Raw genomic sequence first — 17,635 nt, 5'->3', positions numbered from 1 at the left:
TCTTGCGCATACATGCTTTGTTGTTTCACCCTCCATCCCCGTTTATCGCTTGCCTTGCACAATAAGTTTGCGTGCTTTTGATGTCTTAGAAGAGCCTTGCGCAGCCACTTTGGCCCGATAAAGGTAAACACCCGCCGAGAGAACATGCCCATCTGTGCACACCAAATCCCATGTTCGGGTGTAGTTACCCACAGTTTGCGCGCCTCGTTCTTCACCTGCCCACAATAGTTTTCCTGTCATGTCAAACACCTCAATCGTAACATCTATGGGCGTGTTACCCATGTCGTGGCTCACGATGAAGGTGGTTGAGGTGCGTGCGGGGTTGTCGGTGGCGTCTATCCAAATGTTGTCGGCCATCAATCCACCCACCACGTTAAAGTCGAGCGTTACTTGCGACGTGTTGTTTTGCACGTCGCTGGCCCTAAATTGAAGCTTATGTTTGCCAGGCGATAGCGTGGGAATGTTGAACATTACCGTACCTGCGGTGTACGAACCAAAGTCGAACGCGAAGTGGTCGTTCAGGTTATAGGTCTTGTTCATGTTGCCATCGATAACCAATTGCATATCGTGCCCAATGCCACTGCCCGCTGCGTTCAGTCCATCTTTATCCGAAATCTTGGCCACGAAGAGTGGTTGTGGCGTTACGTTACCCCCATTTGTGAACGAGGTAGAATTGAGATAACAGTAGATGGAAGGACCAATAGAGTCGTTGGCCCCTAACGCTCCGCCACCGATGGTAAAACGTTCGCTATATCCATGCGCCCTTATGGTGCGGTCTTTGTTTACGGCGTAGAGGGTTACAAGACCCGTTCCGCTGTCGTTATCCACATCGCGCGGTACGGCGAAGTTTAACTTGAACTTACCATTGCGCACGCTGTCGGCCCCGTTAAAGATGGTGTTAAGGCGGTCGGTATAGGTAAAAGGCGTGTCGGCACCATCGTCTTTCGACTCGTTGTTCAGCCTACCCACGAGGCGTTGCTTACGGTCGCGCACGGTCGCAGTTACCACTCCTGCAAAGTTGGCATGCCCTTCGATATGCCCCACAATGCTGTTTACCTTGCCGGCCGTAAGTGCAGGGAGCGTTGCAGCTTGCACGGGCGTGCCGTTAATGCTGTCTACCACCACACGTGCAGTGGGTTTATTGATAGCCAATGCAGGGTCGCCCAACAGCGAATATTGAAGTTTGTTGGTGGTTTGGTCCTGTCCATCGGTTATCATATAGTTCTTGGCAAGGCGTTGCGCCTCGCCAAATGTCATGGGTTTACCCCCATTTTCACTGAACAGAAAATGCAGATAGGCCATGTTTATGCGTTGGTTGTAATAGGCATAGACAGTTCGCGTGGTACCGAAGAAAGCCACCGCGCCTCCGTTTTTGTTCAATACGGCAGCCTCGCCAATGGTGGGAACGGCCCCATCGAAAGGCATAATGTCGCACGATGCGGTTATCCAAAGGGGCAGATTGGCATTGGAAAAAGCCTTAAAATCATTGAGGCGCAACACCGATTCGTGAGAAATTTGGTCGGTACGACCATGTCCTACGTAGTTCATAACCAAAGCGCCAGCTGCCTGTTGTTGCTTGATGATGTTTGTTACTTCGGGATAAGAGTGGCCCGTTGCACTGGCTTCGCGCTTAAACATGTCCCACATCACCTTCTTAATCAGGTATTGTGGATGCTCTACCGCTACACTGTCGGCCATTCTGTTGGCATCGCTCATGTGCAAGTTTTGGTTTCCGTCGTCGCCCATAAACATGATGGTGTTCTGCCATGCACCTGCATTGGCATTCTGGGCGTATGCAATGGTCTTGTCTACCATTGTGCGTGCGTCGTCGGAATGCACAACGGGGAAACGACCAACAGCCACATCTTGCAGGTCACTTCTTTCAAGGTTAACACCTTCACCATCGTCGAGCAGAGTGAAAAAGCCATCGTCTACATAGCAGGTTATTTCGTTAAACGAGTCCTCGCTTTCGAAACAGAGCAGGTAATCGTCGACAGACGCAGTGCGCCAGTCGGCCGTTTTCATGCGGTTATCCCATGCGCAGTCGCCAAAGAGCAGTAAATACTTAGGCTGATTGGCCTCGTTCTCAGCCCTATCATATAACATTTTGAGGTATCTGCGATAGGCATTGGCGTCGGGTGTACCACTAGCAAACTCGTTATACAGCTCGTCGGCCGGCACGATACGCACACGCATGCCATCGTGTTTTTCGTGAAAGACTTTTAGCCTTTCGGCTTCTTGACGCAGCTTTTGCGATGTTGGTATCACTATCACCATGTCTGCCGCCCCATGTGCGTGCAGGTTTTGGGAGGTGATATTGTGCACATACTGCGGTGCGGGTATGGTGGCAGCGTACAAGTCGGGTGCGCTTCGGGGCTTGCTTGTGGCAATTGAGATGAAGTCGAGCCGTGCCGGACCGCCTTCGGTCACTTCGATTGTCACCTCATTCTTGGCCGCGAACCGCACGATATTAGCATAAAAATCGGCTTTGTTACCCTTATCGTATTGGGTAGGTATCGATACGTTTATCTCGCCCAGCCGTTCGCCGTTAAGGCTGATGTTGGCTCGCGTGGCGGTTCCAGCCGAAAGCGACACCGTAATACTTCCACCCACATCGGCCACGGGGGCATCGATGGTGTAGCTTTTCTTCGTTCCCCGACTTATGGGCGTATTCTCGAAGAGGTTTCTTCCACCAGGATACCACGAGAAATTATCCACTTCGTGCAGACTGTGATAGTCGTCGGCAGAGGGGTAAAAGGCGTTTAAGAACGCGCTCTCGTCCACTCGAAGCGGCTCGCCATCACTCTGCGTGAGGAAGTAATAGCCGTAATCGGAATATGGATTGCGGGTGCGCACCGTGGCAGAGACACTCGACCAACTTACAGGACCTTTGGCATAAAACAGTCTTTTGCCACCTATAAGGCACGTAGGAACCTCTTTAAGGTCGTCTTTGGCTTGCAGTTCGACACCGTCTAGGCGTTCGTTTTGCAGATTTCCACCATAGCCATACACCTTCACCTTATTGATATCGTTAAAGCCCGCTTGCTTAATGAGGTTCTCGGTTATCTGATACACACCGCTTGCTGGCACGCGTATCTTGGCCCATCGCCTTGTGGCTAGTACCGAGTTGTCGGCATATCGTCCTGCCTTTGGTGTGGCGCGTGTTACGGCCAAGGTTTTTCTGTGCGTTCGTTTCAGGGCTTTGGCCTCTACTTTGAGCATAAAACCCACCAGCATTTGATAGCGGTTGTTGCGGAAAACCAATGGGCAGAAGCCTATATTCAGTATGGCTTGCTTGCGGTCGAGCACTACCCGTTGATCCAACAGCGGCATTTCGGGCAGCTGTTTACCCCAATTGGCGTTGTAGTTGACAATGTCTGCCCGCGTCATCTCGGCAAACTCGGGGTAAACAATACTTACCGTGTAGATCGAATCTTGGTAGTTTCCTGTTAGGGGGATGGCATATCCGAAGTGGGGCAATATGCTATCTACCCGCACTTGGTCATAAGTGAGGTTGAAAAAACGCTGCGCCTGCATGGCAAAAGATGCCATGAGGAAAAGCAATGATATGGCTGAACGTATGTATTTTGACATAAAAGCACTTAGAAATCGGCCTCACCCCCGCCCCCTCTCCAAAGGGAGAGGGGAGTGATATGCCTTGTTATTCGAGTTGACAAGCTCACGAGTAGACCGGTTGACAAGGACATTAGGCACACAGCGACAAAGCATTTGGCTTAACTCCTTAACTCCATAACTCCTTAACTCCTGAAACTTTACTCCTTAACTCCTCAAAATCCACTCCCCTACTTACACCTCACCTCCAACACCTTTTGGTCTTCTAGATAACCTTCGAGGTGGTCGCCGATGGCAACAGGTCCGGCTCCAGCGGGCGTTCCGGTATAAATCAGGTCGCCCGTTTTTAGCGTAAAGAAGCGGCTGATGTAAGCAATGAGTTCGTCTACCTTAAAAAGTAAGTCGCTCGTGCAACCCTCTTGCACCGTCTTCCCATTTTGGTCGAGGTGAAAATGCAGTGCATCCACACTTCTAAACCGCTCAATGGGCAACCAATCACCCAAGGCGGCAGATCCATCAAACCCCTTGCACAGTTCCCATGGCAAACCTTCGGCACGCAGTTTTTGCTGTAAGTCGCGCGCGGTGAAGTCGATACCCACCGTCACGGCATCGTAATATCGGTGGGCAAAGCGTTGTGAGATGCACTTGCCCAGTCGCGAAATGCGCACCACCAACTCTGCTTCGTAGTCGATGCGCCCCATAAAATCGGGCACGAAAAACGGCTTGCGGTCTTTTAGTAATGCCGAATCGGCCTTGGTAAACACTACTGGTGTTTCTGGCTTATATAACGTTCCGTCCAACTCTTTATTGTGTTGGGCGTAGTTCATTCCTATGGCGAATATCTTCATTTGCTGTTTTGTCTCAATCTTTTTACCCTACAAAAATACGAAAAATAATGTAAACGGCAGTCCTTAGGCACAGCCTATTTTGACAAAAGCCGGTGTAAAGGAGACGTGTAAAAGCCTAACAAGGGGAAGCTCGACAACTGAAATGTAATTTTTTCGGTCTGTTTTTTAACATTATGAGCGCCCTTTTTCCCCATCAACCATCCCTTCGCTGGCAAATAATCGATTGTCGCGCGACTTGTTTTTGACTATAGCTGATATACTTCGCACAAAAGCCGTACTAATTGATTGGAAAAGTAATACGACATAGTAAAAAGTGAACGAATTAGGGTTACTTGGGTAATGAGTGGCGGGAAAGAATGTTGCGCATAGGTCTTCATTGGCATTATCGCGGGCGAAAGCGTTATCCATGCATCGCATTAACTAAGCTAGCAAATTAAGCTTTAATGCATTACGTCGTGTTACATATCGTTTGTAACACCATTACACATTAGCTGGAACACTGTTCCATATAAGTTGGAACACCATTCCATATAAGTTGGAACAGAGTTACATCTTAATTGTAACCAGCCATAAGACCTGAAAGCAGTGTACAAGAACAGAGCAGTAGCAAATGGGAAGGTGATGTTTGTGGGGCTACTTATTGGTAGTACAGAATTTTAGAAATATGAAATCAAGGTAGATTATTACGTTCCAATGCCTATTAAGATAAACTCTTACTCTTCTGGAAGGGATGGAAACGCAGGGGGTGTTTTGTAAAAATAAACCGCAAAATTAACAAATTGAAAGACAATCTTTAGATTTGGGGTTAGCAATTTTTTACAAGTTCGGAATAAGATACGATGCTTTTTGAGCAAGATTAGATAAAAAACGAATGGCTATCTCACCAACTACCGCGTAGCGGTTGGTTCGTTGGTAGGGCAGGGTTGGGAGCGAAAGCGACCTACCCTGCCTAAGTCGTACGTGAGAAAAGCTAGGCCGAAGGCCTTGGTCTTTTTACGGCTGAGCTATCTGTTTTAGGTAAACCAATGGATAAAAACGATGACATTCATCAATAGTATTTGCCCTCATATCCGCCTATCGACTAGACGGCAGATGCGCTAAATGTAAAAAGACCAAGACCTTCGGCCTTGTTTTGTTATTCCATCTGCAAGACAGGGTAGCTCACTTCGTTCGCAACCCTGCCCTACCAACAGACCAACCGCTACGCGGTAGTTGGCATACGCGAGTTTCTCTTGTCCCAAACTCGCGTATCGTTTATTTGTTTTCCAACACGCAAAGACACGCTGCAAATGATAAAAGGGCGAGAAACCTATGCACAAAAAACGCATTATGCACCGAGAAAAGGGAGCGTGGGGCAATTGCATACTCAATTATATAGATGCTCATACCAACATCGCGCCTTCCGTTTTCTACATGCATAATGCGCCTTGCTATATCTCAATCGCGGTATTTCAACCGCCCCTTGTGCGCCTCTGCGTGATGCCTGCTCGCCTTTATTTCATACGGGCAGGCATTATAACCATTGTTTTAGATCGGTTACTTTTCCTCTTCTGTACACAATTTCTCAATAAAATCGTGTGCATCTGCAGGTTCGCCAGTGGCATATATTATCTTGCCGTCGGGCGTAACCACCAATAATTCGGGGATGCCAAGTATGCGATAGTCGTCTTTAAGCGTGCGCATAGACATGGGCGACACCAAAAGCTGCTTCCAAGGCATGGCTTCTTCGGTCATGGCCTTTTGCCAATCGGCATCATTGCGATCGAGCGACACACTCACGATGTTAATCTTCTCTTTCCATTTCTCGTACAAAGCCTTTATGCCAGGTATGGCAACGCGACACGGACCACACCACGATGCCCAGAAATCGACAATGTTATATTTGTCTTTCGACAAGGAAGCAAGCAGCTTCGACTGCTTACCATCGGGTTCGAACACTACAAAATCTACAGCTTCCTTACCCTTGGTGTACTTCATCAACGACTGCACGAACAGCTTAAAGCTGGCATAACCCTGCCTGTCGGCATTGTTCTTAAATCGCTCGATCAGTTTCTCCAGCTCTGCACGGGTGTTTACAAACACCTCCGTCATGCTCTCTCGCTGCAACTTTAAAGCAATGGCGGTGTTGGGATGAGCCTCAACAAACTCACGATTGAGGCGTTTAAGCTCTACCTTATCTTTACGCGCAAGAGCTTTAAGACTGTTTTCGGTGGCGGGTTCGGAAGTGGCCTTGGGGTGCTCGTATGCATAATTCAACCACGCTTGTTCGCTATACCAAGCGTTAATCTCGGCTTGTCGCACCATATCGCGCCACTTTTGATAATTCGCTTGCTCGTGTCCACCCTTTACGCGCACATGCTTTTCCAGTTCGGCAGACGGATGTTCCAAGTCGGTATCCAATGGGATACTGTCATATTGAACAGCGTCTATGATGATGGGAACATTCTCAACCACCAGATTGACGCTATGCTCACGAGGCTCTTCATTCTCTGCATAACTTGCCTTATCATTGATTTTAACGCGCGCCACAGTGGGGCTTTTCACCTGCCCCACAAGTTTGAACGCGCCGTTAACTACCTTTGTGCGAACTAAGCTTACGGTGTTGCCTTGCATTTCGGTTTCCAATTCTACGACAGCACCATTCGTTAGACCAGGAAATTTACCAGAAATACTGAACTTTTGCGCATGCCCGAGAGCAGTATATATAAGGCCTAGGGCGGCAATGGTTAATGTCTTGATATGAGTTTTCATGTCACTTATATGTTTTGGAGATTGTGTTCAAAAAGCGGTCGCTACCAATTAGCACACCATATAATGTGCAAACTTACTGAAAAAAGAAGAAAAACGAAAATTGTTTTTGTTTTTTTTGCATTACGCCTAAGGGCAACTTACCAACATAAAATATGTAACAATAGCATTAGTTGCAAAGAAGAAAGTGGCGTAAGGCATAGATAAAGGTCAGAAATAGAGAAAGATACGGCTAGTTGAAACAGAGCTTTTCTTGCTTCTCTTCGCACCTCTCGAGATGTTTTACCCATGTTTTTGCAATTTGAGCAACATAGTATTAGCAAATAATAAAATAGTGTTAGCCTGCAACGACATTAATAACTATCTTTGCATCAGAAAATGAAATGAAATGAGAAGACGTGGGCAAAGGGCCCAACCAAACAACAATCAGAAGCCGAATAGATGCGTTAAGACCGATTAATAACACCAAACTTGCTTAAGTTTTGCCACTGCGAGAATTGAAAATCGTCGGCACGGAGCTTCTAGTGAAGTGGAAAAGCAAAACGCACTTTTCGAAAAACAACAAGAAAACAAAACGTACACAGATACCCAAAGCAAAGTGCTACGACTACCATCCAGCCTCCTGGGAGCTGTAATTTCCAGACCTTTCGACATTATTATAATAGCACAATCAATCTAACCCCAATAACAATGGATTTCAATCACAGCAAAGTAACATTGCTTGCGGGATGCCTCACACTAACGATGTTAGGGCATTCGCCAATGGTGTTTGCAGACATAACGAGCAGCGTTACGCCTGCCACACAACAGACACGTAAGATAACGGGACGCGTTACCGATGGTCGCGAGTCGATTATCGGTGCTACGGTAAAGGTGAAAGGCACCACCAACGCCATCGTCACCGACCTAGACGGCAACTTTTCTCTCGATGCACCACAGGGCGCAACCTTGGAAATATCATACATAGGATATGCTTCCAAGGAAGTGAAAGCCAGTGGGCAAGGTCCGTTAAACATCGTACTGAGCGAAGACAACAACACGCTGAACGAGGTGGTTGTGGTTGGATACGGCGTGATGAAGAAGAGCGACGTGTCGGGCGCATCGGTTACGATGGACGAAAAGAAACTTCGCGGCTCTATCGTAACATCCTTAGATCAAACCCTGCAAGGGCGCGCAGCGGGCGTAACGGCCATTAGCACGTCGGGCGCACCTGGCACTTCGTCGAGCATTCGTGTGCGCGGACAGGCCACCATCAATGCTAACGCCGAACCGCTGTATGTTATCGACGGCGTAATCGTACAAGGTAGCGGTGCCAGTGGCTCCTCTTTGGGACTCGGCGACGCACTAGGCAACGGCAAGGTGTCAACCGTTTCGCCCCTGTCTACCATCAATCCCAACGACATTGTGTCGATGGAGATACTTAAAGACGCATCGGCCACAGCCATATATGGTGCCCAAGGGGCAAACGGCGTTGTGCTTATCACCACGCGCCGAGGTAAGGCTGGCGAGGCCAAGTTCACCTACGACGGCATGGCCGCATGGAGCAGACAGGGCAAAAGACTGCAAGTGATGGACCTAAGAGAGTTTGCCGATTACTATAATGACTTTGTAACAACGGGCCAAATAAACCCAGCGGATGCCGACAAGCACTTTGCAGACCCCTCGTTATTGGGTAAAGGCACCAACTGGCAAGACGCCATCTTCCGCACCGCACTGCAACACTCGCACCAAATATCAGCTCAAGGCGGATCTGAAAAGGTGCAATACTACGTGTCGGGCAACTACATGTCGCAAGAAGGAACGCTTATCGGCAGCAAATTCGACCGACTGGGCATGCGCGCTAACCTCGATGCGCAACTTAAATCGTGGATGAAACTGGGCATGAGCGTGAACTTCTCGAACACCAACGACAACCTGAAACTGGCCGATAGCGATGCGGGTATCATCAACTACTCGCTCACCACACCGCCCGACATACAGATATATAACATCAACGGCGGTTACTCGTCGGTGTCGAAAGAAGGTTTTACCAACCCCAACCCCATCGCCATGGCCATGCTCAACGAGATATTGCTGAACAGGCGCAAACTAAACGGCAACCTTTTCTTCGAGATAACGCCCATCAAACATTTGGTTTGGCATGCCGAAGTGGGCTACGACCTCAGCTCAGATCGTGGTCGGCGGTTTATGCCCACTGTGGATTTGGGTACGTGGAAACGCACAAAGAACTCGGCATCGGTGCAAAAGTCGTCGGCCACCTTTTGGCAATTGAAGAACTATGTAACATACGCCAATACCTTAGGCAAGCACTCGTTCTCGGCCATGCTTGGTCAAGAGATGTGGGAAAGTTCGTATGACTACAACCGAACAGAGAACACCGACCTGCCCGCAAACACCGTTAACAACCCCGCATTGGGTGCAGGCACGCCCGCTATTGGCATTGGATTCGGCAGTTCGGCTATGGCTTCGTTCTTCACCCGACTAACTTACGCCTTCAACGACCGCTATAACGCCACCTACACTTACCGCTACGACGGTAGTTCAAACTTTGGTCCTAACAAGCGTTGGGCAGGTTTCCATTCGTTCGCCGCATCGTGGCGCTTCACCAACGAGCCTTTCTTTGTAAAGAGCCCTGTGGCCAAATACGTGAGTAATGGTAAGCTGCGTGCTGGCTGGGGACAAACGGGTAACGCCAATATTGGTTCGTATAAGTGGGGAACATTGATGAAGGCAATGCCCACTTTGCTAGGTAAGGCCTATCGCCCAGACAACATTCCCAACCTAGACGTGCAGTGGGAGAGCCAAGAACAATGGAACGTGGGACTGGATTTAGGCGTGCTTAACGATCGCATTAACTTCACCTTGGACTGGTATCGCAAAGAGTCGCGCGACATGTTGATGCCTCTTCAACTTCCCTCTTACATGGGAACATCGGGCAATGTTTCCTCGGTGTTGGCCGCTCCATACGGAAACTACGGCACTATACGTAACACTGGCTTCGAACTTACTGTGAGTGCGCATCCCTTGACGGGTGCTTTCCAATGGGATTCAGAATTCCAAATATCGTGGAATAAAAACAAATTGGTGGCTCTTTCGGGCACGAAGAATGCCGCTATCGTGGGTTACGGTCAGTGGAACGATGTGGTTAGCGTGTCGAACGTAGGCGAATCACTGTACAGTTTTTATGGTTTTGTTACCGATGGTGTGTATAAAGACTTGGCCGACCTTGAGACTTCGCCCAAGACTTCGAAGTATCCTGCCGACGGAAAGAGCTTCGACCGCAACACAACCCCATGGATTGGCGACCTGAAATTCAAAGATATCAGCGGTCCAGAGGGTAAGCCCGACGGCGTTATCGACGACTACGACAAGACCAATATCGGGTCGCCCATGCCCAAGTTCACCTTCGGATGGACCAATACCTTCCGCTATAAGAACTTCGACCTCAACGTATTCGTTAACGGAACATACGGAAACAAGGTGTACAACTACATGAAGATGAAGCTCACCCACATGAATAGCTTGTGGAGTAATCAGCTTAAAGACGTAACGAAACGTGCCCGATTGGAGCCCATCGACCCATCGAAAACCTACGCACCAGGCAGTTATTGGTACACCGATGCCAGCAACATACGCGTGGCTAACCCTGAAACCAACATTCCCCGAGCCACTATTACCGACCCCAACGACAACGACGTGATTAGCGACCGCTATATAGAAGACGGCTCGTATATCCGCTTGAAGAACATCGCCTTGGGCTACACGCTGCCCAAGAAGTGGATTTCGAAGTGGGGTATAGATAATCTTCGCGTGTATGTTAACATCCAAAACCTGCTCACGATAACGGGTTATGATGGCTATGATCCCGAGATTGGTGCCAGCACGGCAGACATCAATGGGTACACTTATGGGCTAGACAACGGCCGCTATCCATCGCCAACCACCTATTCGTTTGGCCTTAACCTCACCTTCTAACAATAAACCTTCTTTAAGATGAAACGTTTGAAATATCTATATATGGCCTTTGCCTTGGCAACGGGCGCGCTTGCAACATCATGCAACGACTTTCTGGATAGGCCAGCAGAAGACTCTTACAACGCTGGTACGTTCTATAAGGACGACAACCAATGCCTGCAGGGCGTGAACTATCTGTATAACTCGCCTTGGTACGACTTCCAACGCGGCTTCATTAAGGTGGGCGAAGTGATGTCGGGCAATTACTATTGGGGTTCTAGCCCTTACTTAACGCTCACCGTTAACAGCACCGATGGCGACTTGATGAACATGTCTTACTCGCTGTGGTCGGTTATCGGACACGCAAACACCGTGTACAATAACCTCAAAAACGCCACGGCATCGCAAGCTATAAAGAACCAATGCATGGGCGAATGTCTGGCATGGAAGGCTATGGCCTACTTCTTTTTGGTGCGTTCGTTTGGCGACGTGCCCATCATTCACGACAACTCGGCCATGTTAGCTGACGGATCGTATAGCAATGTAAGCCGTGTGAAGAAGGCCGATGTGTACGAATACATCATCCTTACACTTGAAAAGGCCATGCAACTGTTGCCTCACAATGGTTCGCCAGGCCGTATTGACTATTACGCCGCAGAGGGATTGCTCGCCAAGGTGTATCTAGCCAAAAGTGGTGTGAATGCTAATGGTAACGGACAACGCAACGCTGACGACCTGAAAAAGGCCGCAACGTATGCCAAAGACGTGATAGACAACAGCGGACGCACGCTGATGACAAACTATGCAGATGCCTTCCGTCTGCAAAACGCTATGAACAGAGAATTCCTTTTCGCATGGATGTGGACGGCCGACACCAGCATCTGGACCGTGCAAAACACCCTGCAAAGCGACTTGGCCATGGTGGGTTTCGACGAATTTGGCGACTGCTGGGGCGGATATAACGGTCCGTCGGTAGACTTGCAAGAGGCTTTCGGCGTATCGCCAACCGAAAATCCCGAGAGCAGAAGCGAGGTAGACACCCGCAGAAAGGCTACAATGATGATGGCAGGCGACTTCTACGACTACTTCTGGACCGACAAAACAGACAACAAGGGACGCAAGGGCTTCAACTATTTGCAATTTATTTACGATGCCGACAACTATGGCAGCGGTGGCCCAGGCAAGCTACAAAGCGCAACGGGAGCCAACTGCGTGAAGCACCTTTATGGCAACGCGTACGACCATAAGACATACGCCGTAGACGGAATTTCGGCCTCAAACATGCACAGCAGTCTGCCAACACCCGTACTTAGACTCTCAGACGTGTACTTGGTGTATGCCGAAGCCGTGATAGGTAACGGCACATCGACCACCGACGCCACGGCTATCGACGCCTTTTATAAGGTTCGCAGCAGGGCGGTGAAGTCGGCATCGCGCCCCACAAGCATCTCTTGGGAAGACGTTTGGAAAGAACGCCGACTGGAATTGGCGATGGAAGGTGACCGCTGGTACGACTTCGTGCGTCGCAGCTACTACGACATGGCAGGTAGCATAGCCGAACTTAAAGCTCAAAAGCGCGCTGCCTTCTTCGGTCTTAACACCCTCTACGAGAACTATTACAAAAGTGGCGCATGGAACGTAAACACCACCGACATGCGATACAATCCCGATGCACAGGCTCCTAACGTAACTCCTCAGAGTTTTACGCTACCCTTCCCAAGTCAGGATGTGGTGTTCAACGGCAATCTTCTGAACGAAGCCGTACACGTAGACGTACGTTCAACATACTCATATTAACCCGCTTAAAATACATCATACAATGAAACGTTCCATCATAACGTTGCGTTCGCTCGCCGCATCGCTTGCCTTGGCAACCTTAGCCCTTACCGCATGCAGCGACCAACCCGACAAATACGAACCCACGGGCGGTTCTCCACAGGTGCAATACATACGCTTGCCCGAGAGTGCCGACTCGATAATAACTCAAAGTTACATGCAACGCACTATCTGCTTGGTGGGTAGCAACCTGCGAAGTGTTCGCCGTATGTTCTTCAACGATAAGGAAGCGGTGCTCAATTCTAGCTTTATCACCGACAACACGCTGCTTGTAGACATCCCCGGAGAAATCCCCTCAGCCGTAACCGATAAGATATATATGGTAAATGGAGATGGAGATACCACCACACATGCCTTTCATGTGATTGTGCCACCACCCTCGGTGATGACCATGAGCTGCGAGTATGCACCCGCAGGAGAGGAAGTTACCATCACGGGCGACTACTTTATACAAGACCCCTACAAGCCCTTGCAAGTTCTTTTTAACGATGGTGCAGTGCCCGTTACAGACATCAAGAGCATCACAAAGAACAGTATCACCTTCACAATGCCCACAGGTGCCACCGCAGGACGCGTGATTGTGCAGTCGGTTTACGGCAAAGGCAAGTCTGACTTCGTATATAAAGATACGCGCAACATCATCTTCGACTTCGACGGTTCGCATGGCGGAATGACCAAAGGACATGGTTGGCGTGCAGGAAACATACGCTCGGGGGGTATCGATGGCAGCTACCTGTACTTTGGAGGCGTAAAGATGTTGGGCAAGGTAGGTGCTACTTGGGCCGAAGATAACTTCGCGATGAACTACTGGCCCGAACCTGCTAACAACTTCCCAGAGATCTCTAGCATCCCCGCCATTGCGGCCATGCTCGACACTTGCAGCATAGCCGACCTCGTGTTGAAATTCGAATGCCGTGTGCCAGCTAACAACACGTGGAGCGCTTCGGCCCTACAAGCCATCTTTACAGGCAATGCCGACGTGACATATACCAATGCCAACAGCCAATATTACGGCAATAAAGGCCTACCACGCGGATTATGGATACCCTGGCAAGCCACTGGAAGCTACAACACGGGCGACAAATGGGTGACAGTAAGCATGCCACTCTCGGCCTTTAATAAAACAGGCGACGGACAAACGGCCAGCTCGCCCCTTACCAAAGACCGACTCACGGGCTTCACCTTCTTTCTTTGGAGCGGTGGCGTAGAGGGAACCGACTGCGAACCCGAACTGCATATAGACAACGTTAGGCTTGTGCCTGCCAAATAATTAAAATCGATTACAATGAAACGAAATAAGATATACCTGGCCGTTTTCACAGCTCTGTCGCTGTCGGCAACGGCTTGCAACGACAATGTAGAACACAACATACAATCCGTAGACGCTCCCGCGTTCGTCAGTGTAAGCCCACAAGACAACATCAAAGCGGGTCTCGACTCCATCATCGTTACCTACGACAAGAATATTTTCTTTGCGTCGTCGCAATACGAACGTATCACGCTTAACGGCCAACCTGTGGTTAGCGCCAACGTTATCGGCTCGTCTAACAAGCTTTTGCTAATGGCCAACATCGCTCGAGGCGAGAGTTACGAGCTGGTTATACCTGAAGGCGTGGTTAGTGGACCCAATAAGACGCCTGCCCCACAAGTAAAAGCCACCCTCAAAGCGCAGTCGCAACAAATCACCGCTACGCTAGCCAACGCCAATGCAACGGCCGAAACGAAGGCTTTATACCAAAAATTGGTGGCCAACTACGGGCAGAAAATATTCTCGGGAGCGATGGCCGAGGTGGCTTGGAACACCACCGTGTCTAACCAAGTGCATGCGCTCACGGGCAAATATCCCGCCATCAACGGCTACGATTACATCCACTTGCAGTCTACTAGCCCTGGGGGATGGATTGATTATGCCAACATCGCGCCCGTAAAGACATGGCACGACGCTGGCGGAATAGTCACAATAGGCTGGCATTGGAATGTTCCCACGTCCAATCCATACGCTTCCACAGTGCCTGTAGTGCTTTACGGCGGTCCAAACAAGGACATGCCGGCCGACTGGAGCGGTCATATACAACTCACAACACAAGCCACAAAAGCCATTTTGGCCAAAGCCTCGGTTGGAAGTAAGCTTGTTGTGAAAATCACCAACGTAAAAGCCAACGCCCAAGGCTCAATTAAGAACAGCAAATGGGCGGGCTTCGTAGACGAGAAAGGCAAGAACTGGGACTACTTCAACATCAGTGGCGACAGCTATTCGATGACGCTCGACCAGACCACGCTTACCGAAATGCGCGCCAATGGACTGATAATTGGCGGCCACGACTACACCGTTACGGGTGTTACCGTTGAGGCAGCCGGCACTGTGAAGTACGAATTCTACGCTGCCAAGAACGAGTTTACCCTCAACGATGCCGTTACCGACGGCACATGGGCTAACCGCTTCATGAAATCCGACTTAGAGAAGATTGTGCCTTATCTGCTACAATTGCAGCGCGCAGGCATCCCTGTGCTGTGGCGTCCGCTACACGAAGCGGCAGGAAAGTGGTTCTGGTGGGGCAATGGAACAGCCGAAAACTATCGTAAATTGTGGCACACCATGTTCGACTTTTTCAAGCAACGCGGCGTGAACAACCTTATCTGGGTGTGGACTTCCGAAAAGAACGACCCCGATTGGTATCCTGGCGACAAATACGTTGACATCATCGGCACTGACATGTACGGACAAGACGGCAAGCCAGTATCTGCCCAAACGGCCGTACAACGCTTTAACGAGCTGGCTTATCGCTATCCCACAAAGATGATTGCACTTACCGAATGTGGCACCGTTGCCGAGATTTCAGCCCAATGGAGCGCCGATGCCAAATGGAGTTTCTTCATGCCGTGGTATCCAGGAGGTGGCGTTGTGCATGCCACCGATGCTTGGTGGAAGTCGGCTATCAGTGCTCCCGAAGTCATTACGCGATGAGACAGACCGCGATTTTCCATCGTTTGCGCGTGCTGTGGGCGCTCTTGCTGCCCCTCATCGCCCTACCCTTGCAGGCACGCATCAGGCTTCCCCACATCCTTTCGGATGGTATGGTGATACAACAATTGAGCGACTTCGCCTTTTGGGGATTGGCCAAACCCAACACACAAATTACCGTTGTGCCCTCGTGGAACCCCAATAAGCTAGTTGTAGACAGTGATTCTAAGGGTCGTTGGCGCATCATTGTGCGTGCGCCAGGCGGTAGTTTTAAGCCACATAGCATCACTTTCAGCGACGGGCAACCAATAACCATCAACAACATTCTTGCTGGCGAGGTGTGGGTTTGCGCTGGACAGAGCAACATGGAGATGCCTGTGCGCGGCTTTAACGAATGTCCCGTAGAGGGATATCAGGAAGCCGTATGGGCGTCGGCCAACATGCGCGGTGTGCGTTACGTAAAAATTCCTGCCCGAATGAGTAGCGTTCCGCTCGAAGATACACCTTGCCAATGGGTGGATATGAACCCAAAGACCGTAAGCGACTGCTCGGCCGTGGGCTTTTTCTTCGCCCAACGACTCGCGCAAGTGTTGCAAATGCCAGTGGGTTTGGTGCTAGCCAACAAGGGAGGAACAATGGTTGAGAGTTGGTTAAATGCTGATAACCTGCACAAACACACCGACGAGCCCACCGATTCGACACTTATCGCGCGCAAATATTCCACCGAATGGCTGCGCCCACTGCTTTGGGGCAACGGTACTTTCCAACCCATCGTCAACTATGGTGTGCGTGGCGTGCTCTATTATCAAGGTTGCGCCAATGTAGACCATAACCCCACCACCTACGGCGAGCGGTTAAAGCTACTGGCGCAACAATGGCGCAAGCACTTCTCAGCCAACATGCCGATGCTCTTAGTGGAAATTGCTCCCCACCGTTATGAGGGCGAAATGGGTACCAGCGCAGCCTTCATACGCGAACAGCAATACAAGGCCAGCCTCGAAATTCCGAACTGTGCCATGGTAAGTACCAATGATTTGGTGTATCCCTACGAAGTTAGGCAGATACATCCAAGCCAAAAACGCCCCATCGGTGAACGTCTTGCGCTCACTGCTTTGGCACGTTATTATGGCTACGAGGGCGTGATGTACAAGCATCCTACGTTCGAAAGGATGGAGATAAAGGGTGATACCTGCGTGATACATCTTAAAGACACCTACACAGGCATTGTGCCCCAGGCCAACTACGAGGGGTTTGAGATGGCAGGTGCAGACCGCATTTTCTATCCCGCCGATGCCACATACGTTCGCCACAACAAGTTTAGGCTCACCTCAAAAGCCGTGCCCAAGCCCGTAGCCGTGCGCTATTGTTACCGCAACTTCTTACTGGGCAACGTCAAAAATCAAGCCGCGTTGCCTCTTATCCCATTCAGAACGGATAATTGGTAACCACCTCAAAACGATGAAAGGTAGACAAAAGAGGAGCTACAACTCTATCTAACGGTCTACCTTTCATTGCCTTTTCGTTTTCTGCAAATGTTGTTTTTGGGGACTAAACGTTTTCACTTGCCACTCATTTTCATCTTCTCCCCATCCCCATCTACACCTTATATATATACGCGCGCGCGTAAGATGCAACTTAACCGCGTAACAACCTCCATAGAAAAGCAAAGCGAAACCGCCGTGCCATTGACTTGCCAACAGCCCAACAGTTTCGC

8 protein-coding genes are annotated in these 17,635 nt (G+C 49.8%); 5 read left to right on the top strand and 3 right to left on the bottom strand.

The window, feature by feature from the left end:
* Positions 1-42 precede the first annotated feature (42 nt).
* The 3 genes from porU to F453_RS0108615 all read right to left on the bottom strand — a co-directional run bounded on the left by porU (position 43) and on the right by F453_RS0108615 (position 7,172).
* On the bottom strand, positions 43-3,594 hold the full coding sequence (porU, locus tag F453_RS0108625; RefSeq protein ID WP_026292527.1) for a type IX secretion system sortase PorU: 3,552 nt from the start codon (positions 3,592-3,594) through the stop codon (positions 43-45).
* Positions 3,595-3,803: 209 nt separating this feature from the next.
* Positions 3,804-4,421, bottom strand: coding sequence for a fumarylacetoacetate hydrolase family protein (locus F453_RS0108620; protein ID WP_018967662.1), 618 nt, complete (start codon positions 4,419-4,421; stop codon positions 3,804-3,806).
* A 1,536-nt stretch (positions 4,422-5,957) separates the two neighbouring features.
* Positions 5,958-7,172, bottom strand: coding sequence for a TlpA disulfide reductase family protein (locus F453_RS0108615; protein WP_018967661.1), 1,215 nt, complete (start codon positions 7,170-7,172; stop codon positions 5,958-5,960).
* Between the two features lie 687 nt (positions 7,173-7,859).
* Here F453_RS0108615 and F453_RS0108610 point away from each other — a divergent pair.
* From F453_RS0108610 to F453_RS0108590, 5 genes are read left to right on the top strand one after another with little or no spacing between them, the layout of a single operon-like run.
* Complete coding sequence (locus tag F453_RS0108610; protein ID WP_026292526.1) at positions 7,860-11,144, top strand: SusC/RagA family TonB-linked outer membrane protein; 3,285 nt, start codon at positions 7,860-7,862, stop codon at positions 11,142-11,144.
* An 18-nt stretch (positions 11,145-11,162) separates the two neighbouring features.
* Complete coding sequence (locus tag F453_RS0108605) at positions 11,163-12,920, top strand: RagB/SusD family nutrient uptake outer membrane protein (RefSeq protein WP_018967659.1); 1,758 nt, start codon at positions 11,163-11,165, stop codon at positions 12,918-12,920.
* Between the two features lie 22 nt (positions 12,921-12,942).
* Entirely contained in the window at positions 12,943-14,229 is a 1,287-nt protein-coding gene (locus tag F453_RS0108600) for a glycan-binding surface protein (RefSeq protein ID WP_018967658.1), read from the top strand.
* Positions 14,230-14,244: 15 nt separating this feature from the next.
* On the top strand, positions 14,245-15,924 hold the full coding sequence (locus tag F453_RS0108595) for a glycoside hydrolase family 26 protein (RefSeq protein WP_018967657.1): 1,680 nt from the start codon (positions 14,245-14,247) through the stop codon (positions 15,922-15,924).
* Positions 15,921-17,366 carry a sialate O-acetylesterase gene (locus tag F453_RS0108590; protein ID WP_018967656.1) on the top strand — a complete coding sequence of 482 codons (1,446 nt, stop codon included), beginning with the start codon at positions 15,921-15,923 and terminating at the stop codon, positions 17,364-17,366. The genes F453_RS0108595 and F453_RS0108590 overlap by 4 nt, the downstream gene beginning before the upstream one ends.
* Positions 17,367-17,635: the final 269 nt, after the last annotated feature.

The sequence above is a fragment of the Hoylesella loescheii DSM 19665 = JCM 12249 = ATCC 15930 genome (assembly GCF_000378085.1).
Lineage (GTDB): Bacteria > Bacteroidota > Bacteroidia > Bacteroidales > Bacteroidaceae > Prevotella > Prevotella loescheii.
The sequence above is the reverse complement of the archived record's forward strand: the minus strand, read 5'-3'. Positions and strand labels throughout refer to the sequence as shown.

What these genes read in the sequence shown, in the direction of transcription:
- porU (WP_026292527.1), bottom strand. Translation starts at nt 3,594, where the DNA reads ATGTCAAAATACATACGTTCAGCCATATCATTGCTTTTCCTCATGGCA.
- F453_RS0108620 (WP_018967662.1), bottom strand. Translation starts at nt 4,421, where the DNA reads ATGAAGATATTCGCCATAGGAATGAACTACGCCCAACACAATAAAGAG.
- F453_RS0108615 (WP_018967661.1), bottom strand. Translation starts at nt 7,172, where the DNA reads ATGAAAACTCATATCAAGACATTAACCATTGCCGCCCTAGGCCTTATA.
- F453_RS0108610 (WP_026292526.1), top strand. Translation starts at nt 7,860, where the DNA reads ATGGATTTCAATCACAGCAAAGTAACATTGCTTGCGGGATGCCTCACA.
- F453_RS0108605 (WP_018967659.1), top strand. Translation starts at nt 11,163, where the DNA reads ATGAAACGTTTGAAATATCTATATATGGCCTTTGCCTTGGCAACGGGC.
- F453_RS0108600 (WP_018967658.1), top strand. Translation starts at nt 12,943, where the DNA reads ATGAAACGTTCCATCATAACGTTGCGTTCGCTCGCCGCATCGCTTGCC.
- F453_RS0108595 (WP_018967657.1), top strand. Translation starts at nt 14,245, where the DNA reads ATGAAACGAAATAAGATATACCTGGCCGTTTTCACAGCTCTGTCGCTG.
- F453_RS0108590 (WP_018967656.1), top strand. Translation starts at nt 15,921, where the DNA reads ATGAGACAGACCGCGATTTTCCATCGTTTGCGCGTGCTGTGGGCGCTC.